The organism is Streptantibioticus parmotrematis (assembly GCF_019890615.1).
Lineage (GTDB): Bacteria > Actinomycetota > Actinomycetes > Streptomycetales > Streptomycetaceae > Streptantibioticus_D > Streptantibioticus_D parmotrematis.
This window is the reverse complement of the sequence record NZ_JAINVZ010000012.1, coordinates 185,129-209,779: the sequence shown is the minus strand read 5'-3', so window position 1 is coordinate 209,779 and position 24,651 is coordinate 185,129. Positions and strand designations below refer to the sequence as shown.

Genomic DNA, 24,651 nt, shown 5'->3' with positions numbered 1-24,651 from the left:
TTGCTCCGGGGTGACGGCCTGGCGCAGGCTGCGAGACTGGACCGAGGCGGGCGGACCTTCACCAGGGGCTGCTCGAACTTGCCTGCTCGATCATCTGCCTGCGGTGGCTCGCGCGATCATTCTGAAACGATTTCTAAGCTGTCAGACAGTGCCCGTTAACGCACCTTGCACTGCCTCTGAACTGCGCAGATGACCTCACCGACCGCCCCTCCGAGAATTCGGGACGAAGAGGCCGTGGGTTCAAATCCCGCCACCCCGACCAGTGAAACACCAGCTCAGGGGTCTGATCCGCATCGCGAATCGGGCCCCTGAGGGGTTTCTGGAGACCGCTCGGGAGGAATCCGGGTGCGGATCTTGGTCGGCTTCTCCCGGGAGCGGTCCCCGGCGCCGCGGGAAGAGCCGCAGTGCGGCAGTACCGAGGGAAGAGCGGCGGTCAAGCGGCCCCGGACCTGTGCGGCTCGGATGTCCGCGACTCGTAGCCGACCGGGGAGACCGGGCCGGACCGCCCCCACGGTGGATCCACGATGCCACGGTGTCACCGCGCATCGCTGCGCCCGCCCCGTGGGCCGAAGGCCTCCAGCGCGTCGGCGTCAGTTGCCCGTGCACGCAGGAAGTAGTCGGCCCACTCGGCGATTTCGGGGTAGGACGAACCCTGAGTGATCTGGGTGAGGGCAGCTTCCGTGTCGAAGCCGGTCGATCGCAGGTCGACGCCGGGGCCGAGCAGCGCCCAGTGGGCTCCCGCCCGTCCGTAGGGCATGCCGATGCTGCCCGGGTTGATCACGAGTCGGCCGTGAGCGAGGCGGACGAACGGCATGTGGGTGTGTCCGCAGACCACCGTGCGGACGTCGCCATCGAGTCCGCTGAGGACTTCTCGCCAGCGGTCGAGGTGTGAGTCCACCAGGACGACTTCTTCATCGTCCCGAGGGGTGGCATGGCAGAACAGCACCCGTCCCAGGCCGCTCACCGGCAAAGAGAGTGAGCGAGGCAGCCGGCCGAGAAGGTCGAGGTGGTCTTCGCGCAGCTGTTCGGCGGCCCATGGAGCAATCGGGTCGGGGATCGAGTCGCGATGGCCGCGGCGGTATTCGAGGAGTTCGCGGTCGGCGTTGCCGCCGATCCAGACGATGCGATCGCCGAGGCTGGTCAGCAGGTCGAGGACCTGGGTTGGCTGTGGGCCGGCGGCGATGTCGCCGGTGAGCACGATGCGGTCGGCAGCGCTCACCTCGGGTTCGGCGAGCACGGCTTCCACAGCGGGCAGGACCCCGTGGATGTCGGACAGTACGGCCACTCGGTTCAGCATGGGCACCACTGTGGGGTGAGGCCCGTTGAGCGCGGGGCTGTTCCGCCTGACGCGTAGTTCAAGGGGCCTGCTTCAACGGGGTTGATTCCGGGGGCACTTCGTCCGCCTCTCTCCCCCCGTCAACCGCGGATCCCGATCACGACGGTTCGCATGGCCGACAGGCGTCGGCCAGGCGGGCGTACCGGCAAACCGCCCGGCCGTCGGACGCGATCAGTTGACCTGGCCGGTGGGGCGGACGACGAGGTGGTTGACGGCTACGCCTTCGGGCTGGTTGACGGCGAACAGGATGGTCTCGGCGACCTGCTCCGCGGTCAGTACCGGGGCCGACTCGGGGCTGCCGCCGCGCTCGTCCCAGAACGGGGTGTCCACCACTCCCGGGGCGACGACGGTGACGCGAACGCCGTCCTTGGTCGCCAGGAGGCGGACGTTCTCGGCCAGCGCGTGCGCGGCCCACTTGGTGACGGAGTACAGGTTGCCGGGGGTGTTCCTGACGCCGGCCACCGAACCGACGATCACGATGCGGCCCTTGGACTCCCTCAGGTGCGGCAGTGCCTCGCGCACCAGCAGGGCCGGACCGAGGACGTTGGTGAGGACCATGGCGCGCATGGCCTCGGGCTCGTGCTCCTCCAGGGTTCCCGGCAGCGAGAACCCGGCGTTGGCGATCACCATGTCCAATCGCCCGCAGGACTCCGTGACCTGACGCACCGCGGCGGCGACATCGCCCTCGTCGCTGGTGTCGCCGCGGATCGTCAGCAACTGGCCCTTCGCCTCAGTGGAGTCGGCGAACGAGGCCAGCCGGTCGGCATCGCGGCCGGTGACCGCGACGCGCCAACCTTGGCCGAGCAGAGCGCGGGCGGTGGCCGCGCCGATTCCGCTCGAACCGCCCGTGACCAAAGCGACGGGTTCCACGGACGGCCTCCTCGTTGACGGCGGTACGGCGATGGGCGATGCGCCATGTGACCGACCGTCGTCCACGGCCGACAGCCAGGAACGTACTACACCGCGGAGCAGCGCAAGCGGCTTCCGGCCGGACCGGCCCACGGCGATCCGCGCTGGCGGTGGCCCGTCCGTCGCCGTACAAATGGCGGATGCCGCCGAACGCCCTGCGCCGCCGCTACCTCGCCGCCTGCGCCGCCGTGCCCACCTACCCGGAGGTCGGCGCCACCCGGGCGGCCACGCTGCCGTCGGGCTACTCCTGGATCCGCCGTCGCGTCCACCTCGGTCACGGGGCCGCGGTGCTGGAGCGCGCCGGGGCGTACGTGCTCGGGTGGGGCACCCAGTTGGGCTCGGGGTTCGCGGTCTACCCGCCGCCCGCCCGGGTCGCGGCCGGGACGACCGTGCTGCTGCGGATCGGTCTGCCCGGGCTGCGGACGGCACGGCTGGTGATCCCGTGCCGGGTGGTGTGGACCGTCGAGGAGCCCGACCGCGTCGGTTTCGCGTACGGCACGCTGCCCGGGCACCCGGAGTGCGGCGAGGAGTCCTTCGTGGTGAGCATGGACGCGGACGGCGACGTGTGGTTCGAGGTCACCGCGTTCTCACGGCTGTCGGCCTGGTACGCGCGGCTGGGCCGACCGGTGGCGGCTGCGCTCCAACACCTGGCGATCGAACGGTACTTGCGGGTGGTGGCGCGGGCGGCAGGGTGACGGGGCTGCCGGATCGCGTTGCCGCGCTGGGCAGTTGAGCCTTACGGGTGGCCTTGCCGAGACGGACGATCACGTCTGCTTCGCGTGATACGTTCTGTGACCGACGAACTCCATAGAGATGACCCCGGCAGCGCGCCAACGCTCCGGGGTCCGGCACCAGGAGCCAACCTCCCCATGCACATCCATCGTAGCCGCCATACGCGCGGCTTCACCGTTCTGCCGAACACGGTGTTGCAGGACCGGCGACTTTCGTACACCTTCCGGGGTCTGCTCGCCGACCTCCTCTCGCGCCCCGACGGCTGGCGCGAGGACGGCCGCCACATGGCCGACACCAGCCCGCAGGGCCGCTGTTCGGTCGCCAAGGCCCTGCGCGAGCTGACCGCCCACGGCTACTACCGCGTCGAGCGCGTCCGTCGTCCGGACGGGACGTTCGTCAGCGAGGCGCACGTCTACGACACCCCGCGCGGGGCGTCGGCTCCGAGTGCCAGGTTTCCGGGCTCCGGTCGCCCGGCTTCCGGTGGCGCCGACTTCCTTCCCGTAAAGAACCGGAAGGAAGCACCCACCCTCCCGGCGCGTCGTCGCCCCGAGGTCGGCGGCCGCGTCGCCGGGGCGGGAGGGCGGACGACGGCGCCCACCACCGGGACGAGCGCGGCGGCAGCCCTGCTGCACCGCGTGATCGGTCCGGAGCCGCGCTTACGTCTTGGTGTCGCCGAGACCGCGAGCCTCGTGCCCTTGGTGACCGCGTGGGTCGAACCGGGTTACGGCCAGCGCGACTTGGCGGGCGCGCTGCTCGGCGGACTGCCGGAACACGTGCACAGCGCGGTCGCGCTGCTCCGCGACCGCCTGGTGCGAAAACTTCCGCCCGCGCGCGAGGCGGTTGGGCGCCCACGTCACCCGTACGAGTGCACCGCCTGCGCACGCCCGGTGCCTGCCCCAGGCATCTGCCGCACCTGCGCGGGCCACGACACCCCGCGCACCGACGCCTTCGAACGCGCCAGCAGAGCCTGCCGAGGCCGCGCCCTCGTCCGCGCGGCCCTCGCGGGCCACCGGCCGGAGGCTCTGACGAGAGCGTGAGCCCTGCCGTTGGCGGACGGCGGTGCGCGCACGGGCGCCCTGAGCCGCCCGGCCCGACATCGAGTACCGGGAACGGCTGCTGGACCTCGGCGGTTCCTGGGACGGCGGCGGCGCCTGACCGCCGCCCCAGGCGCCGAATACCACCGCTCAGTGGTGCTTTCCGAACCACCGCAGATACGCCGCGTTCGGGGAGCCCAGCCCCGTGGCCTCGTCGTAGCCCTTCGCCGCCTTCAGGCCCTTGTCCTCGGCCAGGGTGTAGAGGAGGTAGCGGAGGGTGCCCGCTTCCGGGCCCATGTCGCGGACGACGGCGGTCGGGGTCGGGGTGGCGGTGACGTCGTGGTAGACGCCCGCGGTGGACAGCGCGTACAGCAGCGGGTTGGCGAAGCCGAAGGCGTGGCCCGCCTCCTGTTCGGCGTCCGTCTGGATCGCGGCGAAGCCGGGGGCCGCGGCGGACGTGCCGCCGTAGCCCACGAGTTGGAACGTGCCGCCCGCCGTGTAACCGACGAGCACCGGCAGCGCGCCGTCGCCCTCCAGCGAGACGTCCGGGGTGACCCGGTGGGCGGCGCCGCGCACGGTGGACAGGGCCGTGGGCACGGCACGCTTCTGGTACCAGGGCTCGGCCGCGTCCGCCCGCCCTCCGCCGCCTCCGAAGGCGAACACCCCCGGGATCGGCGCCCACGCCCCCGTGCCGCCGGGGCGGATCGACAGCACGTCGCCCATGCTCGTCTCCCAGGCGTAGTCGCCGCTGCGGGTCGTGGCCAGCGTCGTCGCGCCGACCGAGGTGACCCAGGGCGAGCCGCTGGGGAAGTCGGCCTGTGCCTGCGTCGTCGCCGGGTCGCAGTTGAGGCCGTGGGCCGCGGCGGCCGGTGAGGAGTCGCCGCAGTCGCCCGCCGCGAAGTACACGCCGATGCCCTCGGCCGCGGCCTGCTCGAACAGCATGTTCCACGCGTCGACCAGGCCGGGCGTGAGGTGTTCCGGGTTCGAATGGGTTATCTCGGCCCAGGAGTTGGAGATCACGTCGGCGGAGTGCGCGTCGACGACGGAGGCCTCGGCGTCCATCAGGTCGCCGTCGAGGCAGGAGTTCGCGCCCACGTAGAGCACGTCGGCGTCGGGCGCGTAGGCGTGCGCCATCTCGATGTCGAGCGCCTGCTCACCGGCCCACGTGCCGGGCGCCGCGCAGGCCTTGGTGCCGGTGTTCCAGTGCGCGCGGTCGACCCGCTGCCGGTACTGGCCGGGGCGGAACGGCCGGTCCCCCGTGTCGGTCGCGTACGTGTCGGCGTCCCCCGGCATCGTCGCCGAGCCGTACGCGCCGACGATCGCGATCGTCCGTCCCCGTCCCGTCGCACCGGCCGGCGCGGCACCGTAGGCGCGCCTCAACTGCCGTGGCGTGTACGGGCAGGTGGCGTACGACACGGTCCTGCCGTACGCGGGCGGCTGACCGGAGGCGGGCCGCTGCCCGAAGTACGGGGAGCAGACGGCGGCGTCCGCGCTCCGACCGGCGGTCGCCGCGGAGGCGGGCAGGGGGGCGGTCGTGCGGACGGAGGCCGGGCTCGCCGCCGCCGGGGCCGTGGGGCCGTCGAGACCGATCACGTCGCCCGCCACCGCCGCCGGGACGCTGGCGTCCTTCGTCGGCGCCTGGAGCGGGCCCCAGGCGGTGGCGTAGCGGTGGAATCCGGTGCCGAGCGCCTTGGCCAAGGCCGCTTCCGTGCCGCTGGCCTGGAGGTAGTGCGGCGTGGAGGCGGTCACCCGCAGGCCGCTGCCGGTGAGCCAGTGGACGACCGCGCCACGCTGCGCTGCGGTCAGGGCGAAGCGGCGCTGGTACGCGGCGGGGGTGAGGAAGTGCCGGTAGGAACGGCTCGCCGGATCGGTCACCGACCGCAGGAAACCTGCCAGTTGGGCGGGGTCGCGGGAGCCGAGGTAGAGCCGGGCGGTCATCGTCTGCTCGGACGGGACCGCGCCGAGGTCGTCGGCCGCGTCGGCGAACGCGGGCCGGGAGCCGGTGAGGGGGGCGCGGTGCGCGGGCGTGGGCGCGGCGGCTGTCGGGGCCGGGGACGTGGCCGGGGCCAGGGACGTGGCCGGGGACGTGGCCGGCGCCGCGGCCGCCACGGGGGCGAGCAGCGCGGCGGCGGCCGCGGCCACGGCCACCGCCGCGAACGCGGTGTGTCGTGGTGTCACGGTGGATCGCCTGTCGTGAGGAGGGGGAACGCGCGGCGGGTGGCGGCACGTCGCGGTTTCGGGCGTGCCGCGGCCCGCCCGCGCGTGCGTGCGTGGGGCGTTGCGGAGTCAGCGAGTGAAGCGTGCGGTCAGTGGCGGATCAGGCGGCCGCGGTGGAAGAAGCCGCCGACGTCCTCGAACGACAGGTCCAGCCCGACACCGTCGCGTTCCGCGTGCAGGTGCAGGTGGGGCTCGGTGGTGTTGCCCGAGTTGCCGACCTCGCCGACGAGTTGGCCCGCCCGCACCGTCTGACCGGTGGAGACCGCCACGCTGCCGGGCCGCAGGTGGGCCATCTTGACGATCTCGTGGCCGGTGTCGATGAAGACGTGGTTGCCGTACAGCGGCCCGAAGCGGATGCGGCCCGGCTCCTGGTCGGGCAGTCCGTCGGCGGCGGAGACCACGGTGCCGTCGCACGGCGCGTACAGCTTCGCGCCGTAGACGACGTACGACTCCAGGCCGCTGCCCGAACGCCCGCCACCCGAATCCCCGTTGCCAGCAAGCCCGTTGCCAGCACGCCCGTTGCCGGGACGACCCGAACGCCTGCTGCCGTGTGCCGGTTCGACCGCCACGATGTCGAGCGCCCCGCGCTGCTCCGAGATCGCGAAGTGGTGGTTGAGGCCCTTGCCGCCGCCCTGCCCCACGAACCACGTGCCGCCCTTGAGCGGGAAGAGCAACGGCGCCGACAGCGGCGTGCCCCAGCGGTGCCTGCGCCGCCTGACCAGCGTCCAGATCACGCCCGCGCACACGACCGCCGCGACGCCCGCGCTGGGCAGCGAGTGGCCGAAGGGCGTGTGCGCCGCACGCCAGCCGGAGGCCAGCGCCGCCGGCGCACCCGCCCGCAAGGTCCAGCGGACCGGACGCCGCATCGTCGCGGGCTCTCCGTACCCCTCGAACACCACGTACCCGGCGACGACTCCCGCCAGGTCGGTGAGCCAGGACGAGCCCGAGCCCGCCGTCCAGCACATCCCGAGGCCCCACGCCAGCAGCGCGGCCCAGATCGCCAGGCTCAGCAGCGTCTGCGCGCCGGGCGGCACGCGGAACGCGGGCGGGCTGTAGGGGTCGCCGTCGATGAGCAGTCCGGTCAGGACGCCGTCGTCGCCGGTCACCGCCCACGCCAGCAACTGCCCGCTCTCGCCGCGGATCACCAGGCCGTCCGGCCCGTCCTCGACAGCGGTGATCGCGCCGGTGCGTTCGCGGGTGGCGGTGACGATCGCCTCCAGGCGTTCGCGTCCCACCTTGCGCACGACGCGCGGTGCGAGACGCTCCCACTCGCCGGGGTCCGCGGTCAGGAAGCGGTGGAGCGCGTCGGCCGGTGACGCGGCGGTGGCGCCGTGCCGGTTCAGATCCCGCATGCGTGCTCCCAAGGCCCCGGTATGCGGTGCCGGTTGCGGGCCACCAGCGCGTAGACGGCCCTCGCCAGACTCCGTACGCCCGGCAGGGCGATCAGGCGTCCGGCGGCGCGGGCCGCACGATTGCCGGTGGCGAACCATTCCGCGAACGCCGCCGCACCGCCGGTGCGGCGCTCGGCCGTGACGAACCACAGGCGCTGCTCCGCCTGGGCGCGGGTCAGCCGGTAGGTGGCGAGGTCGACGGACTGCCAGGGCAGCAACCGGCCACCCAGCGACAGATGTCGCGCCAGCCGGCCGGTCGCGGCACGGCAGAAGCCGCACTCACCGTCGAAGAGGACGACGGGTTCCGGGGTGCCGGTTGCCTCAGGCATGTCGTTCCTCCGGTTCGGCGAGACGGACGACCGCGGGCGAGGGCAGCAGGTCGACGGCGCGCAGACGGCCGGTCACGGCGTCCGCCAGCCGCCGGGCGCGCAGCCACATCGCCCGGTAGTCCTCGTCGCGCAGGCAGACGCAGTCGGCGCCGATCATCATCAGGCCGAAGCAGACCAGGCCCATGAACGCCATGATCCCCAGGTGCATCGCCTCGACGGACACGGTGACCGTCTTGCGGACCCACGGCCGGGTGGAGACGATCGCGAACGGGAAGGCCAGCTCGACGAAGACGGTGAAGTAGCAGACCGCGGTGCCCAGCGTCGCGTTGCTCATCCAGTGCGCGTACGCGGTGGACATCTGGAAGCCGGTCACGCGGCTGATGTAGTACATCGCCACGCCGTCCTGCCACACCTTGCCTGCGACCTTCCAGTACCCGGCGGTGAGGTAGAGCACCGCGGTCTGGAAGACGATCAGGTAGGTGCCCAGGTTGTGGGCGGCGGTGCGGATCGTGGGCGTGCCCGCCGTCTCGCGCAGCCGCTGCCTGCGGCGCTTGGCGCCGGGGGCGAAGTAGGCGTTGGAGACGGTGAACGCCATGAAGATCACGAGGATCTCGACGAGGTTGTTGCCGCCCTCCAGGACGTCCTGGTTGCGGTAGTACAGCGACCACATCAGCACGGCCGTCGCGACGGTGAGCGCCCGGCCGCCGAAGACCGCGAAGGCGGCGGCGACCAGCACGGTGGCGTGGAAGAGCAGCTCGAACCACCACTGCGAGTGGCTCACGAAGTAGAGCGAGAAGCCGAGATGGGGAACGGCCTGGGCGGCAAGCTGCGGGGAGTTGTAGGAGTGGGGGCCCCAGAAGAACTGCCGGTCACCGTAGTCGGCCAGGCAGTACATCACCGTGCCGACGCCGATGGCGATCCGCAGCAGCGCGAGGCCGATCAGCCGGTGCTCGCGGCACGCCACGCGGGCGATCGCCCGGTCGAGCCCCGCGGCGGCGGCCCGGCGCGGGCCGCGTGTCAGGTCGCGCATCAGTCCGCCACCCCCGGCACGTAGGACATCCACGAGGTCCGCAGGACGCCGGAGACCGGCTGACTCGGTGCGGGGCTCTCGTAGCGCTGCGAGAACGGCACGATGGGCTGCTCCTTGAACGTGGCGCGCACCGCGAGGATCTTCGCGCCCGGGTACAGCGAGGCGGCCCGCACCGACAGGAAGCGCTGCAACTCCTCGAAGGTCGGGGTGAACCGCTTCAGCAGCGCCTTGTGCTGCGCCGCGCGTTCGTCGGCGGGGTAGTTCTCGTCGATCTGGCCGGACTGGCGGGCGTAGTCGGCGGCGTTCTCCTGGAACGCCAGGACGACGCCGGGGAGTTTGGTGGGGTTCCAGCGCCGCTCGCGCGGGGTGCGGTCGATCGCGCCCTCGATCTCCAGCGGCTTGGTCTGGACGGCCGTCGCCGAACCCGCGCGGCGCATGGTCACCTCCAGGTAGAGCAGGTCGTTGGTGGTGCCCGGGGTGGGGGCGAACAACTGCCAGTCCTGGCTGAAGTACGGGCCCATCACGTCGTTCACCGGCCGGGCCAGCCGGACCTGGACCGGTGAGGCGGGCGCGTTGTAGATGAGGCAGGCGGCGGTGAACAGCGCCACGGGCAGCAGGGCGGCGACGACGAAGACGCGCACCCGCCACGGCACGGCGGCCGGGCCACCGTCGGCACCGTGCGGGCTGTCCGGACTGCCGTCCGCGCCGCGAGGGCCGTACGGGCCGTGCGGGCCGTGCGGGCCGTCCGGGCCGCCGGAGCCGTCCGGGCCGGGTATGTCGGTCATGAGAGTGTCCCTCGGACTCCTTCGCGCACTCCGGACAACGCCCGGCGGTGTCTCCACCGCCGGGCGCGGGTGCGCCGGGCGACGACGCCGTGAACCGGGCGGCTCACGGCGCCCGGTGATCAGTTCTGGGCGTCGAACTGCGCGTCGCCGGCGATGACGCCGTGCTGCGACGCGGGGCTGGTCACCGGGGTGCCGCTGCACGAGGACGACGACTCCTCGGCGGTGACCTCGGCCGCGTCCTCGGCGACCGGGGCCGCCTTCTTGACGTACTTCGACGCCTTGGCCGCCACCTTCTTGCTGGTGCTGACCACCTTCTTGGTCGCCTCGTAGGTGACCTTGGTCGCGTTGACGGTCGCGGCGACCTTCACCGCGTCGTCCGCCAGGGCGCTCAGGAACTCCGGCTGGGCGCCCTTGGACAGCACCGTCGGGGCCGCGAGGGACTGCGCGGCAGCGGCCTTCTGGGTCGGCAGGGCCGACGCGGACGCGGAGCCGGCCGACGTCACGCCGACGGCACCGGCGGCGATCGCCGCCACCAGCACACCGGCAACAGTCCTGTTCATCGCCACGTTCTTCTTCCTCCCGTTATTTGGCTGGTTCATACGTTCGGGCGCCCTCGAGGAAGCTAGCGAGCCGGGGACCGGCGGGGTCAAGAGTGAACGCGTTCGACCGTGTCCGAGCCGTGTCCCGTACGCCTTGTGGATGTCTCGTACGGGGTAGTAGAACAACCCCTGTACGCCGTCTGACCAGCGGAGACAAGAGAAGTGATGAATACGGGGACCCCACCTGCCGATCCACTCGGCACCGCGACGCCGGCGGAATTCATGGCGCAGCTCAGAAGACTGAAGGAACAATCGGCGCTGTCGTACCGGCAGTTGGAAAGGACGGCCACCCGCAACGGTGACGTACTTCCGGCCAGCACGCTCGCGACCGCGCTCAACCGCGGCACGTTGCCGCGCGAGGACCTGCTCACCGCGTTCGTCCGGGCCTGCGGTGCGGACCCGGCCGACTGGGTCGCCACCCGAAGACGGCTGGAACGGGGGATACCGCCCGGGACGCCCACGGCGACGGACCCGAACGCCACCGCCGCCACCGCCCCCGACGAAGCCGCCGCGGAACCCGAAGTGCCCGCCGCGAGCCGGGCGTCGGACCGGGCGCCCCGGCTGCTGCTGCGCGGCGTGCTCACGGGGATGGCCGTCCTGACCGCGGTGACGGTCGTGGCGATCCTCGCGGTTCCGGGATTCTTCTCCTTCCGGCACGCGTCAAACGCCGACGCGACCACCGGTTCATGCCAGGGCCAGGACCTGCGCATGGACACCGCCACCGGGGAGTGCTGGGGGGTCAGCGGCGGCACGACCGCGTTCACGCCCTCGTCCCGGCCGCTCGCCGACGTCGTCAAGGTGATCGACCAGCAGAACCGCACCGGCGCCGCCGACCACCTGCGGCAGCCCGAACGCCCCTACGTCACCCTCGCCTACGTGGGCGCGCTGACCTCCCGGGACTCCTTCCCCACCACCCTGGTCGCCGAGCGGGAGACGCTGGAGGGGATCGCCGCGGCGCAGCGGCTGTCGCTGGAACGTGAGACGCCTGGCGCACCGCTGGTGAACGTCCTGGTCGTCAACGGCGCGGCCGGGATGGCGCACGGCGTGGAGGCGGCGGACCTGCTGGCCCGGTGGCCGCGGGGCACCGGAGCCTCCGGTCCGCCCGCGATCGGTGTGGTCGGCCTGGACCAGAGCCGCACCCAGACGCTGCGCACCATCCGGGAGTTCGGCCGCCAGGGCGTGCCGATGATGGCCGCGGCGCTGTCCGCCGACCAGTTCGCCTCGGCCTCGCCGATGTACTTCCAGGTGGCGCCGCAGGACCGCTGGGCGGCCGCGGTCGACACCGCGTTCCTCACCGCGGGCGACGGCGCCGGGGCGCGCTCGGTGCGGATCTACGCGTCCGCCGACCCGGACGACCTGTACAGCCGCAACCTGACCGCCGACCTGCGCGCGGCCCTCGCGGCGAAGGGGGTGGCCGTTCAACAGGCCGCGTTCAGGCCCGCGTTCAGCCGTCCGGGCGGGCCGCCCTCGGCGGACGGCGCGGGCGCGACGGCGTGCGGCTACCCCGGCACCGTCTACTACGCGGGCCGCGCCGAGGACTTCGGCGACTTCCTCAACGGCATCTACTCGACCTGCGGCGACACCCCGCCGCGCATCCTGACCGACGACGACATCACGCGGTACGTCGCCGACCCCCGGCTGCGCGGCATGTACCGCTCGGTGCCCTTCCACTACACGTCGTTCGCCATCGCACCGCAGACCTGCGAACAGGGCGCGGGCAACACCTTCTACGCGACGCTCGACACCCTCTTCCCCTTCGAGTGCGACGGCAACGAGGGCCGGTCGCTGGACGGGCACGCGGCGCTCGGCTACGACGCGACGCTCACCATGCTCACCGCGATCGAGAACCTGGGCCCGTCGGCGACCCGGGCCGGGCTGGCGCGGGCGCTGGGCGGTCTGCGCATCGGCGGCGCGGCCAGCGCGCCCATCACCATCGGCCCCGACCACGTGCCGGTCCGCAAGATGGTGGCGATCCTGACGGTGGCGCACGGCCGACCGCCCACCCTGGAGGGCAGCTGCGGCGACTCGGCCCCGGACGAGGCGAGGTGGTGCGCGGACGCCCCGGGCCTGCCGTGAGCACGGGACACGTCTGACACGCGGGGGTGCCAGAGGTTCTCCACGTCACCGGGTCACGGCGGCGGCCGCCGGTGCAGCCAGCGGGTCGCCGCCTCGACGCGGCCGTGGGCCCCGAGTTTCGGGTAGGCGTGTTCCAGGTGCTTGTCGACGGTGCGGGGGCTGACGCCCAGGCGGTGACTGATCTGCCGGTCGGTCAGCCCCCGCGCCAGCAGGTCGAGCACCGCCGCCTCGCGCGGGGTGATCCCGTCGCCCGCCCCGCGAGGGGCCGTCGGCGGATCCGGTTCCGTCGACAGGCGGGTCAGCGCGTGGCTGAGGCGGCTGCGCAGCAGGGCGGCCGCCGCCAGGTCCGCGTCGTCGAAGTCGCGCGCGGAGCGGTTCACCACGCAGCACACGCTGCGCCGCCCGCGGGGTCCGCGGCCCGCCGGGAACGCCATCGCGAGCTGGTACTCGGCGCCGATCGGCCGGTACACCTCCGCGTACGCGCCCAGCCGCCGGGTCTCCGCCCGCGTCTGGAGGTCGGAGCGCCGCATCGGCACGCCCGAGCCCACCGTGGTGTGCGCGACCAGCGGGTCGCGGGCGCGGTGCGCGGCGAACGCGGCCAGTTCCCGCGGGGACAGCAGGTCTCGCGGCAGGCTCACCACCGGCTCCCCGGGGAGATACGGCCGGACCGACCACACCAGGCTGTCCCCCGGCACGGTGCGCAGCAGCGACGGCAGCAGCGCCGGGAGGAGCGTCTCCTCGTCGACGGCGTCAATCAGGAGGTCCACGACCGCGAGGATGCGTCGCAGCCCGGCCTCCCCGGGCGCGGCGGTCACCCTTCAAGCCTCCGCCCGCCCTGTTCACCGGTCAAGCCTCCCGGGGCCGGGAGCGGGGCAGGGGCGGGCGCGACGCGGGAGCAGGGCGGGGCGGCGGAGCCGGGGAGGGACTACCTGCTCACCTCGTAGACCTTGTTGACCGGGGACTCCGCGGCCAGCCGCCAGTGCGTCAGGCCCGCGCGTCCTGCCAGGTCGCGCAGGGCCTCCTCGCCCGCGTGATTGCCCATCGCGCTGGGCCCGTGCTGGGCGAGGGCGGCGGGCAGGCACAGGGCGACGGAGGCGTTGACCATCGCCCGGCGGATGGGATGGCCGTTCTCGCGTACGTCGTCCGAGACGTTGGGCTCGACGATCATGCAGCTCCCGTCGTCCGCGAGCGTCTCGCCGACGTGCCGCAGGGCCGCGCCCGGGTCGCCCATGTCGTGCAGGCAGTCGAAGAAGGTGACCAGGTCGTAGTCCTCGCCGGGGTAGTCCTGCGCCGTCGCCACGTCGAAGCCCACCCGGTCCGCCAGCCCCTCCCGCGCCGCGATCTCCCGGGCCCGCTCGACCGAGGGCCGGTGGAAGTCGAAGCCGTGGAAGGAGGACGCGGGGTACTCGCGGGCCATCAGCATCGTCGAGTAGCCGAACCCGCACCCCACGTCGGCCACCTTGCCGCCGTCGGCCAGCCTGCGCCCGCCGTCCTCCAGCGCGGGCAGCCACTCGGGCACCAGCGCCGCGGTGTAGCCGGGCCGGAAGAACTTGGCGGTGCCCGCGAACAGCGCCGGGCCGTGCGCCTCCCAGCCCACCCCGTCCCCGCTGCGGAACGCCTCCAGCAGCGCGTCCTCGGTGTCGTACAGCGCCTGAAGCATGGTGAAGAACCCGGCCGCGTAGGTGGGCACGCTCGCGTCGGCGAGCACGGCGGCGTGCTCGTCCGGCAGCGTGTAGGTGTCGTCCCCGGCGTCGTACGTGACGTACTCGCCGGCCACCTGCGCCGCCAGCCATTCGCGTACGTAGCGCTCCATCAGGCCCGCGCGGTCGGCGAGTTGGGCCGAGGTCAGCGGGCCCGCTCCGGCCATCGCGGTGTAGAGCCCGAGCCGGTCGCCGATCGACGTGCACAGCCCCGACATCGCGGCGGCCCCGTCGGTGACCACCTGCTCCAGGAACTCCATCACCTTGTCTTCGTCCACGTGCCGCTCGGGCGCCGGGGTCCGCGTCGCCATGGCGGTCCACCTCCCGGTGGTCGGGTTACGCCCCCACTCCAACGGTTCCCACTCCAGCAGGGCGCGGGGCGCGCGGCCATACGGGGTTTCCCGTACAGCGCGGGGCGACTCGGCGCGACGAGACTGGGGGTACGGAACCGGGGGCACGGAACAGACCCGGGAGGTCCCTCATGCGCAAGACGATCGACTGCCGCGACTATCCCAGCGAGGTCGACTGCTCGCTGGCCATCTCCGGCGAGGAGGACGAGGTGGTGCGCGCCGCCGCGGAGCACGCCGCGTCCGTCCACAGCGAGCAGGACACCCCCGCGCTGCGCGAGGGCATCCGCTCGATGCTGAAGGACGAGGCACCCCAGCACGTGTGACCCGGCACGTGTGACCCAGTACGTGTGACCCAGTACGTGTGACCCAGTACGTGTGACCCGGCCGCTTCGGCCTGTCCGGCGGGCGCGGCCCGTCCGCTCCGGCACGTGTGACCCGACGCAGCCTGCCCCGCCGGCGGCGGATCGGGTTTGATGGACGGTATGAGTGATGTCTTGGCCGGCATGCCGGAGTGGGAGAAGCGGTTCCGGGCACCGCGGGTGGGGCTCCCGGAGTGGGCGCAGGACGCCCCTGACCGTTCGTTGTTCGTCTCCAACGCCACGGGGACGTTCGAGCTGTACGCCTGGGACCGCGCGACCGGCGCGCGACGGCAGGTGACCGACCGGCCGAACGGCACGACCGACGGCACGCTGACGCCGGACGGCGCGTGGGTGTGGTGGTTCTCCGACACCGACGGCGACGAGTTCGGCGTGTGGATGCGCCAGCCGTTCCACGGCGGCGAGGACGTCCCGGCCGCGCCCGGGGTGGCCGCCGCGTACCCGGCGGGGATCGCGCTGGGCCGTGACGGGCTCGCGGTCGTCGGCTGCTCGACGGACGACGAGGGCACCACGGTGCACGTGCTGCGGCCGGGCGCCGAGCCGGTGGAGATCTACCGCCACGAGCAGTCCGCGGGCGTCGGCGACCTCAGCGAGGACGGCACGCTGCTGGTGATCGAGCACACCGAGCACGGCGACGCGATGCACAGCGCGCTGCGCGTGGTGGGCCTCGACGGCCGTACGGTCGCCGAGCTGGACGACACCGAGGGCGGCACCCGCGAACTCGGCCTGGAATGCCTGGGGTTCGCCCCGGTCGCGGGCGACACCCGGCTGCTCGTCGGCCACCAGCGGCGCGGCCGCTGGGAGCCCGCGCTGTGGGACGTGGCGAGCGGCGGGCTGACGGAACTGGCGATCGACCTGCCCGGCGACATCAGCGCCGACTGGTACCCGGACGGCTCGGCGCTGCTGGTCGAGCACACCTACCGGGGCCGCAGCGAGCTGTGGCGCCACGAGCTGGCGAGCGGCGCGCTCACCCGCATCCCCACCGACCCCGGCACCATCGGCGGCGCCACCGCCCGCCCGGACGGCACGGTGGAGTTCCTGTGGTCGTCGGCCGCGCTGCCGCCGCAGGTGCGCTCCGACCGGGGCGACCTCGTGCTGGAGGCGCCGGGCTTCACCGCCCCGGCGTCGGTGCCGGTCGAGGACGTCTGGGTGGACGGCCCGGGCGGCCCGGTGCACGCGCTGGTGCAGCGGCCCGAGGGCGAGGGCCCGTTCCCGACCGTCTTCGACATCCACGGCGGTCCCGCCTGGCACGACAGCGACGCCTTCGCGGCGGCCCCGGCGGCCTGGGTCGACCACGGCTACGCGGTCGTACGCGTCAACTACCGCGGTTCCACCGGCTACGGGCGGGAGTGGACGGACGCGCTGAAGATCCGCGTGGGCCTGATCGAGCTGGAGGACATCGCGGCGGTGCGCGCCTGGGCGGTGGACAGCGGGCTGGCCGACCCGTCGCGGCTGGTGCTGTCCGGCGGCTCGTGGGGCGGCTACCTGACGCTGCTGGGGCTGGGCACCCAGCCGCAGTCGTGGTCGGTGGGGCTCGCGGCGGTGCCGGTGGCGGACTACCTGGCCAGCTACGAGGACGAGATGGAGCCGCTGAAGGCGCTGGACCGCACGATGTTCGGCGGCTCGCCGCAGGAGGTGCCCGAGCGCTACACCGCGTCGTCGCCGATCACCTACGTGGAGGCCGTGCGGGCGCCGGTGTTCGTCTCGGCCGGCACCAACGACCCGCGCTGCCCGATACGGCAGATCGACAACTACGTGGGGCGGCTGGCGGAGCTGGGCAAGGCCCACGAGGTCTACCGCTACGACGCCGGGCACGGCTCGCTCGTCGTCGAGGAGCGGATCAAGCAGCTGCGGCTGGAGCTGGCGTTCGCCGAGAAGCACCTGGGCGGCGGCCCGGACTCCGGCGAACGGCCCCCGCTGAGCGGCGTGGGCTCGGCACCGCAGTCCTGAGCGGCTGCTACGGCCGTTACGGCGTGACGGGGTGTGAGGCGGCGGCGTCCGCCTCCACCTCGTCGCCCGTGCTCGCCTCGTCGTCCGGCTCCGGCTCCGTGTCGTCGTCCTCCTCGTCCGGGATCAGGCCCAGTGCCCGGTCCCGGGCGACCTCCGCCTCGCGGCGGGCCAGCCGGACCCAGATGAAGACCACGAAACCGGCGAAGACGAACCACTCGCCGGTGTAGCCGAGGTTCTGGAACGCCTGCATGTCCAGGCCGGTGTTGGGCGGCGCGGCGGGCGGCACCGGCTTCATCGGCGCCGCGGCGTCGACCAGCGTGATCCACCCGTTGTAGACCGGGTACGGCACCAGGTTGACCAGCGAGGCGGCGCTGATCATGCCGAGCTGTCCGGCGGGCAGCCCGCCGTCGGAGTCCACCCCGTCGTCGCCCGGTGCCTCCGACGCCTGGAGGGTGCCGGTGACGGTGACCTGCCCGGGCGGCGGCGCCGGAACGTGCCCGGGGTGGTCGGCGTCGCCGGGCAGCCAGCCGCGCACCACCGGCAGCGCGCCGTCGCCGGTGCGCAGCAGCCCGAGCACGTAGAAGCCGCCGCGGTTGTCCACGTAGCGGTCCGGCACGAGGTACTGGTGGGCGGGGTCGTAGTGCCCGGTCACGGTGACGTTCCGTCCCGAGGTGGCCTGGTCGACCGGGGTCTTCACGGTCGGCAGGGCCCGGCTCAGCGGGACGGCGGGGGCGGTGCCGGGGCGCGGCGCGTGCTCGGCGGTGCGGTGCTGGGCGACGCGCGCGTCGAACCGGCTCAGCTGCCAGGTCCCCATGAAGACGCAGAAGGGGATGGCGAGGAGCGAGACGAGGGTGATCCCGAGCCAGCGGGGGGTCAGCAGGAACCGGTACACGTCTCAACGGTAAGGGGGCGCGGCGGGCCGCACGGACCCGCCCCCCGGCTCCCGGCTACGGGACGGGCAGCGCCTCGGTGCGGTAGACGGTCCCGGCGCAGGCCGAGGGCAGGGTGACGGCGGGGGCGGGGCCGCCCTGGGTGGTCACGTCGGTCACCGCGACGCCCTCGCCGGACGGGGTGCTGGTGGGCGCCGCGCCGCCGCCCGCGTTCCCGGTGCCGTCGCCGGGGGTCGCGCCGGAGCCGGTCCCGGTGCCGTCGCCCGAGCCGCCGGACGCCCCGCCCGATCCGCCGGTGCCGCCCGAGGACGGTGGCGGGTCGGTGGCGCAGCCCGAGGTGCCGCCGCCGGGGGCGGGCACGAAGGCGAAGCGGACCTGGTAGGCCTGGCCCGGCGGCACGACCACGGAGTCCGGTTCGGTCGCCGGGTCGGGCAGCTCGGTCGCCGGATCGCCCTCGGTGTGCTGGACGACCTGGATCCTGGAGGCGTCGGCCGCGCCCTGGGCGGTGACCGAGAGGGCGCCGCCGTCGCTCACCGTGCAGCTGGTGTGCGAGACGTTGACGACGCGGAACGAGCCGTAGACACGGCCCTGCTGGTCGGGGGCGGCGGCCTGCGCGGTGCCGTCGCCGAGCTGGGTGCGCGAGCAGGCCGGCGAGGTGACGAACGTGGCGGGGGGCATCGCCACGCCGGACGGGCTGTCGGAGGCGCCGGGCGACGGCGCGCTGCTGGCGGCGGCGGAGGGCGACGCGGTCGGCCCGGCGGTGACGGTCGCGGGAGCGCCGAGCAGGCCCCCGTCGGCGTCCGGGGCACCCCCGCCGTCCCCCCCGGGGCTGCTGCTGTCGCCCTGGGCACCGGGGGCGTGCGCGGCGCCCGTGTTGTCCATGCCGCCGCCGGAGGTGACGTGCAGCAGCGCGGGCACGGCGGCGCCGACCAGCAGCACGCTCGCGGCGGCGCCCACCACGGCCTGCCGCCGTCTCGCCCGCCGCGCGGGCACACCCCGCCGCAGCCTGTCCAGCGCCTCGGGGCAGGGGTCGACGTCGCCCACGGCGTTCCGCATCAGGCGGCGCAGCTCGTCCTCGCCGAAAGGCGCGCCGAAGGGATCGCCGTGGCCGGGGTCGTCGTGACCGCGGTCGTCGCGGAGGCCGGATTCGTCGCGGCCTGTGTCGCGCGGGGTTCTGTCGCGCGGGGTTCTGTCGCGCGGGGTGTCGTCTTCTGCCATGCCTTCCGGGCCGAAGGGGTGTCGGGTCATGCCGGGGTCTCCATGGCGACACGGAGGGCCGCGATGCCACGGGACCCGTACGCCTTGACGGAGCCTATGGATATGCCCAGCGTCTCGGCCACCTGCGCCTCGGTCATGTCGGCGAAGTACCGCAGCACCAGCACCTCGCGCTGCCGCCGTTGCAGGCCGCGCATCGAGCGGATGAGCTGGTCGCGTTCGAGCTGCTCGTAGGCGCCCTCCTCGGCGCTGGCCATGTCCGGCATCGGCTTGGACAGCAGCTTCAGGCCCAGGATGCGGCGGCGCAGCGCGGAGCGGGAGAGGTTGACGACCGTCTGACGCAGGTAGGCGAGGGTCTTCTCGGGCTCGCGGACCCGGCTGCGCGCGGAGTGCACCCGGATGAACGCCTCCTGGACGACGTCCTCGCAGGACGCGGTGTCGTCCAGCAGCAGCGCGGCGAGGCCGAGCAGCGAGCGGTAGTGGGCGCGGTAGGTCTCGGTGAGGTGGTCGACCGTGGTGCCCGCGGTCATCGCGTCGTCAGCGCCGGCCGCGGTGGCACTCACCGGGGCGTCCGACGGCGCGTGGGCGACCGGCCAGGGGGCGATCACCGGCAGGCCGCCCGAGGGGCGGGACGCACGCGCACGCGCGGGAGCGGTCCCCGCCCGTCCCAGCGGCGCCGTGAGGGGCGTTGCCATGCCGAGTGCCTCTGCCACGACTGTTGGACTCCCGCCCGCCCACGAGGGTTGTACGAGATCCGCATGCGAACCAACTCATCCCCACTGCCCCGGTCTGCGCCGACTACCCGATACGCCCCCGTTACCGCCGATACGAAGCCGCCGGTACGAAAAAACACGCTCCCCGCCCAACTGCCGTGGCAGCGAGGCGGGGAGCGTCATTGTCGAACGTCCGAGCGGTCCGCTTCAAGCGGTACAGACCATAGACTTCGTCACAAGTCCTTCACAAGACCGGCCGTTCGGCCGGGTGTTCAGGCACCGGCCAGTTCGGCGGCGACCAGTTCGGCGATCTGCGCGGTGTTCAGCGCGGCCCCCTTGCGGAGGTTGTCGCCGCACAGGAACAGCTCCAGCGCGTACGGGTCGTCGAGCGACCGGCGGACCCGGCCGACCCAGGTCGGGTCGGTGCCCACCGCGTCGGCGGGGGTGGGGAACTCGCCCTCGGCCGGGTTGTCGCAGACCACGACGCCCGGCGCGCTGCCCAGGATCTCGTGCGCCCGGGCCACCGAGACCTCGTTCTCGAACCGCGCGTGGACGGTGAGCGAGTGCGTGGTGATGACGGGGACGCGCACGCAGGTCGCGTTGACCCGCAGGCCGGGCAGGCCCAGGATCTTGCGGGACTCGTTGCGGACCTTCAGCTCCTCGCTGGACCAGCCCTCGTCCTTCACCGACCCCGCCCACGGCACCACGTTGAGCGCCAGCGGCGCCGGGAACGGGCCGAAGTCGCCGACCGCGCGCCGCACGTCACCGGGCTGGGTGCCCAGGGAGGTGCCGCCCACCTTGGCGATCTGCTCGCGCAGGGTGTCGATGCCGGGCTGGCCCGCGCCGGACGCCGCCTGGTAGGAGGAGACGACCAGTTCGGACAGGCCGAACTCGGCGTGCAGCGCGCCCAGCGCCACGATCATCGACAGCGTCGTGCAGTTGGGGTTGGAGATGATGCCGCGCGGACGCATCCGCGCCGCGTGCGCGTTGACCTCCGGGACCACCAGCGGAACGTCGTCGTCCATGCGGAACGCGCCGGAGTTGTCCACCGCCACCGCGCCCTTGGCCGCCGCGATCGGCGCCCACTGCGCGGAGACCTCGTCCGGCACGTCGAACATCGCGACGTCGACGCCCTCGAACGCCTCCTCGCTCAGCGCGACGACCTCGACCTCCTCGCCGCGCACGACGAGCCTGCGCCCGGCGGAACGGGGCGAGGCGATCAGCCGGATCTCGCCCCAGACGTCCTCGCGCGAGGAGAGGATGCCCAGCATCACGGTCCCGACCGCGCCGGTGGCACCGACGACGGCCAGGGTGGGCTTCGGGCCCTTGACGGATGCGGTCATCGGCCCGTCCCTCCGTAGACCACGGCCTCGTCGCTCTCGGTGTCGAGACCGAAGGCCGTGTGGACGGCGCGGACCGCCTCGTTGACGTCGTCGGCGCGGGTGACCACCGAGATGCGGATCTCCGAGGTGGAGATCAGCTCGATGTTGACGCCCGCGTTGGACAGCGCCTCGAAGAACGTGGCGGTGACGCCGGGGTTGGTCTTCATGCCGGCGCCGACCAGCGAGATCTTGGCGATCTGGTCGTCGTAGCGCAGCGAGTCGAAGCCGACCTGGGGGCGGGTGCGCTCCAGCGCCTGCACCGCCTTGCGTCCGTCGGTCTTCGGCAGCGTGAACGAGATGTCGGTCAGACCGGTCGAGGCGGCCGACACGTTCTGCACGACCATGTCGATGTTGATCTGCGCGTCCGCGATCGCGCGGAAGATCGTCGCGGCCTCGCCCGGCTTGTCCGGTACGCCGACGACCGTGACCTTCGCCTCGGACGTGTCGTGCGCGACCCCCGAGATGATCGCCTGCTCCATCGGGTGGCCCCCTAGCGGTTCGTTGCTGACCCAGGTTCCGCGCAGTCCGGAGAAGGACGAGCGCACGTGGATCGGGATGTTGTATCGGCGCGCGTATTCCACGCAGCGGTGCAGCAGCACCTTGGATCCGGACGAGGCCAGCTCCAGCATGTCCTCGAAGGAGATCCAGTCGATCTTGCGGGCCTTCTTCACCACCCGCGGGTCGGCGGTGAAGACGCCGTCGACGTCCGTGTAGATCTCACAGACCTCGGCGTCGAGCGCGGCGGCCAGCGCCACGGCCGTGGTGTCCGAGCCGCCCCGGCCCAGCGTGGTGATGTCCTTCTTGTCGTGGGACACACCCTGGAACCCGGCGACGATGGCGATGTTGCCCTCGTCCAGCGCGGTGCGGATGCGGCCCGGCGTGACGTCGATGATCCGGGCCTTGTTGTGGACCGAGTCGGTGATGACACCGGCCTGGCTTCCGGTGAAGGACTGCGCCTCGTGACCGAGGTTTTTGATCGCCATCGCCAGCAGGGCCATGGAGATCCGCTCTCCGGCGGTCAGCAGCATGTCGAACTCGCGTCCGGCAGGGATCGGAGATACCTGCTGGGCGAGATCGATCAACTCGTCCGTCGTGTCACCCATCGCCGACACCACGACGACCACCTGGTGGCCGCTCTTCTTGGCATCGACGATCCGCTTGGCGACGCGCTTGATGCCCTCGGCATCCGCAACGGATGAGCCGCCGTACTTCTGCACGACAAGGCCCACGTGCGCTCCTCGCAACTGTGTTTTCTGGGGCATTCCCCCCAGACCCCCGCGAGGGGGGAATGCGTTCGGCTCAGTCTAACGAGCGGGCACGATCCGCCCCGGGCGTATCACATCGTGAGACTTCCTGCTCACCACATGATCACACCGGCGCAGGCGTGCACCGCTCGGCCGCTTCAGCTGCGGAGCATGCCCGTTCCTCGCGACGGCACACGGAGACGTAAGACAGGTCACACGCGTGGGCGACCCGCGTCCCGTCATACGCGGGGGCGACGCAGGCCCAGCGGTTCGGCGATCTCGGCGGCCATCACCCGGCCCGCCTCCTCCGCCAGCGTCTCGTCACCGGCCGACGCATCGGTGTCGGTGTCCAGGCCGTCCAGCTCGTCCAGCGGCGAGTCCAGCCGTACGTGCGCCACCAGTGACTGGAGCGCCCGCAGCGAGGCACTGGCGGTCGGCCCCCAGTTGGACAGGTAGGAGAACTGCCACCACCACAGCGCCTCGCTGACCCGGCCCTCCCGGTAGTGGGCGAGGCCGTGCGACAGGTCGGTCACCACGTCCGCGAGGTCGTCGGAGATCCGGCACGCCACCGGCATGCTGCGCGGCACGTACGGGTCGAAGACCTCGGAGTAGACGTCGATCGGCTCCAGCAGCCGGGCGAGGTTCTCCCGCAGCTGGTCGGCGTCCGGCTCCGGGCCCGCGTCGGGCTCGTAGCGCTCGTCCGGGACGATGTCCTCGTGCGCGCCGAGCCGCCCGCCCGCCAGCATCAGCTGGGAGACCTCCAGCAGCAGGAACGGCACCGCGCTGTCGGGCTCGTCGCCCTTGGCGACCTCCCGCACCGCCACGATGAAGCTCTCGATCTGGTCGGCGATCTGCACCGCGAAGTCGTCCGGAGCTCCGGATCCGCCGCGTCCGCGCGGGGGCGCGGGCGCGTCGCCCGGGCCCGCGTGGGGCGCGCGGGGCGCCGCGTGCGAGGCGGCCGGACGGCCGGACCCCGCGGTCGGCGCGGCGCCCGGTGCGGCGCTCGCCGTGCCGTTGGCCCTGTCGTTCATCTTGTCGTTCATCTTGGCGTTCGCCGACGCGGCAGTCGTCGCGGGCGTCGGCCGGGGCTCGCCCGGGGTGCTGCCGCGGGCCGCTGTGTCAGACATCGAGCAGTCGTCTCCCTTCGAAGGCACGCCCGAGCGTGACCTCGTCGGCGTACTCCAGGTCGCCCCCCACGGGCAGCCCGCTGGCCAGCCGCGTCACCTTCAGGCCCATGGGCTTCACCATGCGCGCGAGGTAGGTCGCGGTGGCCTCTCCCTCCAGATTGGGGTCCGTGGCCAGGATCAGCTCGGTGACCGTACCGTCGGCCAGCCTGGCCAGCAGTTCCCGTATCCGCAGATCGTCCGGGCCGACGCCCTCGATCGGGCTGATCGCCCCGCCCAGCACGTGGTAGCGGCCCCGGAACTCCCGGGTCCGCTCCACCGCCACGACGTCCTTCGGCTCCTCGACGACGCAGATCACCGCGGGGTCGCGGCGCGGGTCCTGGCAGACCCGGCACTGCTCGTCCTGCGCCACGTTGCCGCAGATCCCGCAGAACCGCACCTTCTCCTTGACCTCGGCCAGCGCGTGCGCCAGCCGCCGGACGTCGGCCGGGTCGGCCTGGAGGATGTGGAAGGCGATCCGCTGCGCGCTCTTGGGCCCGACGCCGGGCAGCCTGCCCAGTTCGTCGATGAGGTCCTGGACCACGCCTTCGTACACGAAAACGCCTTCTCTCTGTGCCTTCTTCGGTTCTGCGGCTCTGCGGTTCAGCGGTTCTGCGGCCGAGCGGTCCTGCGGTTCGGCTCGACGGGCTCCTGCGGTTCAGCGCGACGAGCTTCGGTCCCGCGGTTCGGCTCGCGGGCCCGGGGTCAGAACGGCAGGCCGGGGATGCCGCCCCCGCCGCCCATGCCCTGGGCCAGCGGGCCCAGCTTCTCCTGCTGGAGCGCCTGCGCCGCCGCGTTGCCGTCCCGCACGGCGGCGAGGACGAGGTCGGCAAGCGTCTCGGTGTCGTCCGGGTCGACCGCGTCGGGGGCGATCACCAGGCCGACCAGCTCGCCCGCCCCGCTGACGGTGGCCTTCACCAGCCCGCCGCCCGAGGTGCCCTCGACCTTCGCCTCGGCCAGCTCGGCCTGGGCGTCGGCGAGATCCTGCTGCATCTTCTGGGCCTGCTTGAGCAGCTGCTGCATGTTGGGCTGACCACCACCGGGGATCACGGGTTCGCTCCTGCCGTACGACAACGTTCCAACGTATGCGGTAGGGCGAGCCTACGTGCTCCAACGGCGGAGCGCGCTACGCCGTGCGGAGGATCCAGCGCGGCGGAACGTGCGCCGTGCGCCCACCCTTTCACCACCACTACCAGGAGTACGCCGATGTCATGGCGACGGGGTCATCC

Annotated in this window: 23 protein-coding genes; 5 read left to right on the top strand and 18 right to left on the bottom strand. The window is 73.0% G+C overall.

Annotated elements, in window-relative coordinates; all coding sequences use genetic code 11:
* Positions 1 to 535: 535 nt before the first annotated feature.
* Entirely contained in the window at positions 536 to 1,297 is a 762-nt protein-coding gene (locus K7472_RS19150) for a metallophosphoesterase family protein (protein WP_222979670.1), read from the bottom strand.
* Positions 1,298 to 1,507: 210 nt separating this feature from the next.
* The gene (locus K7472_RS19145) at positions 1,508 to 2,206 is read right to left on the bottom strand and encodes an SDR family oxidoreductase (RefSeq protein WP_222979668.1); all 699 of its coding nucleotides are present in this window, start codon (positions 2,204 to 2,206) and stop codon (positions 1,508 to 1,510) included.
* Positions 2,207 to 2,385: 179 nt separating this feature from the next.
* On the opposite strand from K7472_RS19145, the gene K7472_RS19140 reads away from it, so the two are divergent.
* A complete protein-coding gene (locus tag K7472_RS19140) occupies positions 2,386 to 2,940 on the top strand; it encodes a DUF1990 domain-containing protein (RefSeq protein ID WP_222979666.1) in 555 nt (184 codons plus the stop codon).
* 174 nt (positions 2,941 to 3,114) lie between these two features.
* Entirely contained in the window at positions 3,115 to 4,014 is a 900-nt protein-coding gene (locus K7472_RS19135; RefSeq protein ID WP_222979664.1) for a hypothetical protein, read from the top strand.
* Between the two features lie 147 nt (positions 4,015 to 4,161).
* On the opposite strand, the gene K7472_RS19130 is transcribed toward K7472_RS19135, so the two are convergent.
* From K7472_RS19130 to K7472_RS19105, 6 genes are all read right to left on the bottom strand, one after another.
* Positions 4,162 to 6,189: a S53 family peptidase gene (locus K7472_RS19130; RefSeq protein ID WP_222979663.1), complete on the bottom strand. Its 2,028-nt coding sequence runs from the start codon at positions 6,187 to 6,189 to the stop codon at positions 4,162 to 4,164.
* Positions 6,190 to 6,317: 128 nt separating this feature from the next.
* Complete coding sequence (locus tag K7472_RS32750; protein ID WP_252395852.1) at positions 6,318 to 7,580, bottom strand: M23 family metallopeptidase; 1,263 nt, start codon at positions 7,578 to 7,580, stop codon at positions 6,318 to 6,320.
* On the bottom strand, positions 7,568 to 7,948 hold the full coding sequence (locus K7472_RS19120; protein WP_222979661.1) for a thiol-disulfide oxidoreductase DCC family protein: 381 nt from the start codon (positions 7,946 to 7,948) through the stop codon (positions 7,568 to 7,570). Before K7472_RS19120 ends, K7472_RS32750 begins: the two co-directional genes overlap by 13 nt.
* Positions 7,941 to 8,978: an HTTM domain-containing protein gene (locus K7472_RS19115; RefSeq protein ID WP_222979659.1), complete on the bottom strand. Its 1,038-nt coding sequence runs from the start codon at positions 8,976 to 8,978 to the stop codon at positions 7,941 to 7,943. The genes K7472_RS19120 and K7472_RS19115 overlap by 8 nt, the downstream gene beginning before the upstream one ends.
* Positions 8,978 to 9,763: a DUF5819 family protein gene (locus tag K7472_RS19110; protein WP_222979657.1), complete on the bottom strand. Its 786-nt coding sequence runs from the start codon at positions 9,761 to 9,763 to the stop codon at positions 8,978 to 8,980. The genes K7472_RS19115 and K7472_RS19110 overlap by 1 nt, the downstream gene beginning before the upstream one ends.
* 119 nt (positions 9,764 to 9,882) lie before the next feature.
* Positions 9,883 to 10,323 carry a hypothetical protein gene (locus K7472_RS19105; protein WP_222979655.1) on the bottom strand — a complete coding sequence of 147 codons (441 nt, stop codon included), beginning with the start codon at positions 10,321 to 10,323 and terminating at the stop codon, positions 9,883 to 9,885.
* Between the two features lie 261 nt (positions 10,324 to 10,584).
* Here K7472_RS19105 and K7472_RS19100 point away from each other — a divergent pair, with 261 nt between their 5' ends.
* Complete coding sequence (locus K7472_RS19100) at positions 10,585 to 12,438, top strand: ABC transporter substrate-binding protein (protein WP_222979654.1); 1,854 nt, start codon at positions 10,585 to 10,587, stop codon at positions 12,436 to 12,438.
* Positions 12,439 to 12,491: 53 nt separating this feature from the next.
* Here K7472_RS19100 and K7472_RS19095 read toward each other — a convergent pair whose 3' ends face one another.
* Both K7472_RS19095 and K7472_RS19090 read right to left on the bottom strand, forming a co-directional pair.
* The gene (locus K7472_RS19095) at positions 12,492 to 13,253 is read right to left on the bottom strand and encodes a helix-turn-helix transcriptional regulator (RefSeq protein ID WP_222979652.1); all 762 of its coding nucleotides are present in this window, start codon (positions 13,251 to 13,253) and stop codon (positions 12,492 to 12,494) included.
* Between the two features lie 110 nt (positions 13,254 to 13,363).
* Complete coding sequence (locus K7472_RS19090) at positions 13,364 to 14,449, bottom strand: class I SAM-dependent methyltransferase (RefSeq protein ID WP_222979650.1); 1,086 nt, start codon at positions 14,447 to 14,449, stop codon at positions 13,364 to 13,366.
* A gap of 170 nt (positions 14,450 to 14,619) precedes the next feature.
* Here K7472_RS19090 and K7472_RS19085 point away from each other — a divergent pair, with 170 nt between their 5' ends.
* Together K7472_RS19085 and K7472_RS19080 are read left to right on the top strand one after the other, a co-directional pair.
* Positions 14,620 to 14,811: a DUF1059 domain-containing protein gene (locus K7472_RS19085; RefSeq protein WP_222979648.1), complete on the top strand. Its 192-nt coding sequence runs from the start codon at positions 14,620 to 14,622 to the stop codon at positions 14,809 to 14,811.
* Positions 14,812 to 14,961: 150 nt separating this feature from the next.
* Positions 14,962 to 16,815, top strand: coding sequence for a S9 family peptidase (locus tag K7472_RS19080; RefSeq protein ID WP_372457993.1), 1,854 nt, complete (start codon positions 14,962 to 14,964; stop codon positions 16,813 to 16,815).
* Positions 16,816 to 16,831: 16 nt separating this feature from the next.
* On the opposite strand, the gene K7472_RS19075 is transcribed toward K7472_RS19080, so the two are convergent.
* The 8 genes from K7472_RS19075 to K7472_RS19040 all read right to left on the bottom strand — a co-directional run bounded on the left by K7472_RS19075 (position 16,832) and on the right by K7472_RS19040 (position 24,472).
* Complete coding sequence (locus tag K7472_RS19075) at positions 16,832 to 17,707, bottom strand: SURF1 family protein (RefSeq protein ID WP_222979646.1); 876 nt, start codon at positions 17,705 to 17,707, stop codon at positions 16,832 to 16,834.
* Between the two features lie 55 nt (positions 17,708 to 17,762).
* The gene (locus K7472_RS19070; RefSeq protein WP_222979644.1) at positions 17,763 to 18,953 is read right to left on the bottom strand and encodes a hypothetical protein; all 1,191 of its coding nucleotides are present in this window, start codon (positions 18,951 to 18,953) and stop codon (positions 17,763 to 17,765) included.
* Positions 18,950 to 19,615 (bottom strand): SigE family RNA polymerase sigma factor, encoded by a 666-nt coding sequence (locus K7472_RS19065; protein WP_252395850.1) that lies wholly within the window; start codon positions 19,613 to 19,615, stop codon positions 18,950 to 18,952. Before K7472_RS19065 ends, K7472_RS19070 begins: the two co-directional genes overlap by 4 nt.
* 290 nt (positions 19,616 to 19,905) lie before the next feature.
* On the bottom strand, positions 19,906 to 20,976 hold the full coding sequence (locus tag K7472_RS19060; RefSeq protein WP_222979643.1) for an aspartate-semialdehyde dehydrogenase: 1,071 nt from the start codon (positions 20,974 to 20,976) through the stop codon (positions 19,906 to 19,908).
* Positions 20,973 to 22,244 (bottom strand): aspartate kinase, encoded by a 1,272-nt coding sequence (locus K7472_RS19055; RefSeq protein ID WP_109454586.1) that lies wholly within the window; start codon positions 22,242 to 22,244, stop codon positions 20,973 to 20,975. Before K7472_RS19055 ends, K7472_RS19060 begins: the two co-directional genes overlap by 4 nt.
* A gap of 254 nt (positions 22,245 to 22,498) precedes the next feature.
* The gene (locus K7472_RS19050; RefSeq protein WP_109454788.1) at positions 22,499 to 23,116 is read right to left on the bottom strand and encodes a DUF5063 domain-containing protein; all 618 of its coding nucleotides are present in this window, start codon (positions 23,114 to 23,116) and stop codon (positions 22,499 to 22,501) included.
* 262 nt (positions 23,117 to 23,378) lie between these two features.
* Positions 23,379 to 23,978, bottom strand: coding sequence for a recombination mediator RecR (recR, locus tag K7472_RS19045; RefSeq protein ID WP_222979640.1), 600 nt, complete (start codon positions 23,976 to 23,978; stop codon positions 23,379 to 23,381).
* A 149-nt stretch (positions 23,979 to 24,127) separates the two neighbouring features.
* Positions 24,128 to 24,472, bottom strand: coding sequence for a YbaB/EbfC family nucleoid-associated protein (locus K7472_RS19040; RefSeq protein WP_222979638.1), 345 nt, complete (start codon positions 24,470 to 24,472; stop codon positions 24,128 to 24,130).
* Between the last annotated feature and the right edge of the window lie 179 nt (positions 24,473 to 24,651).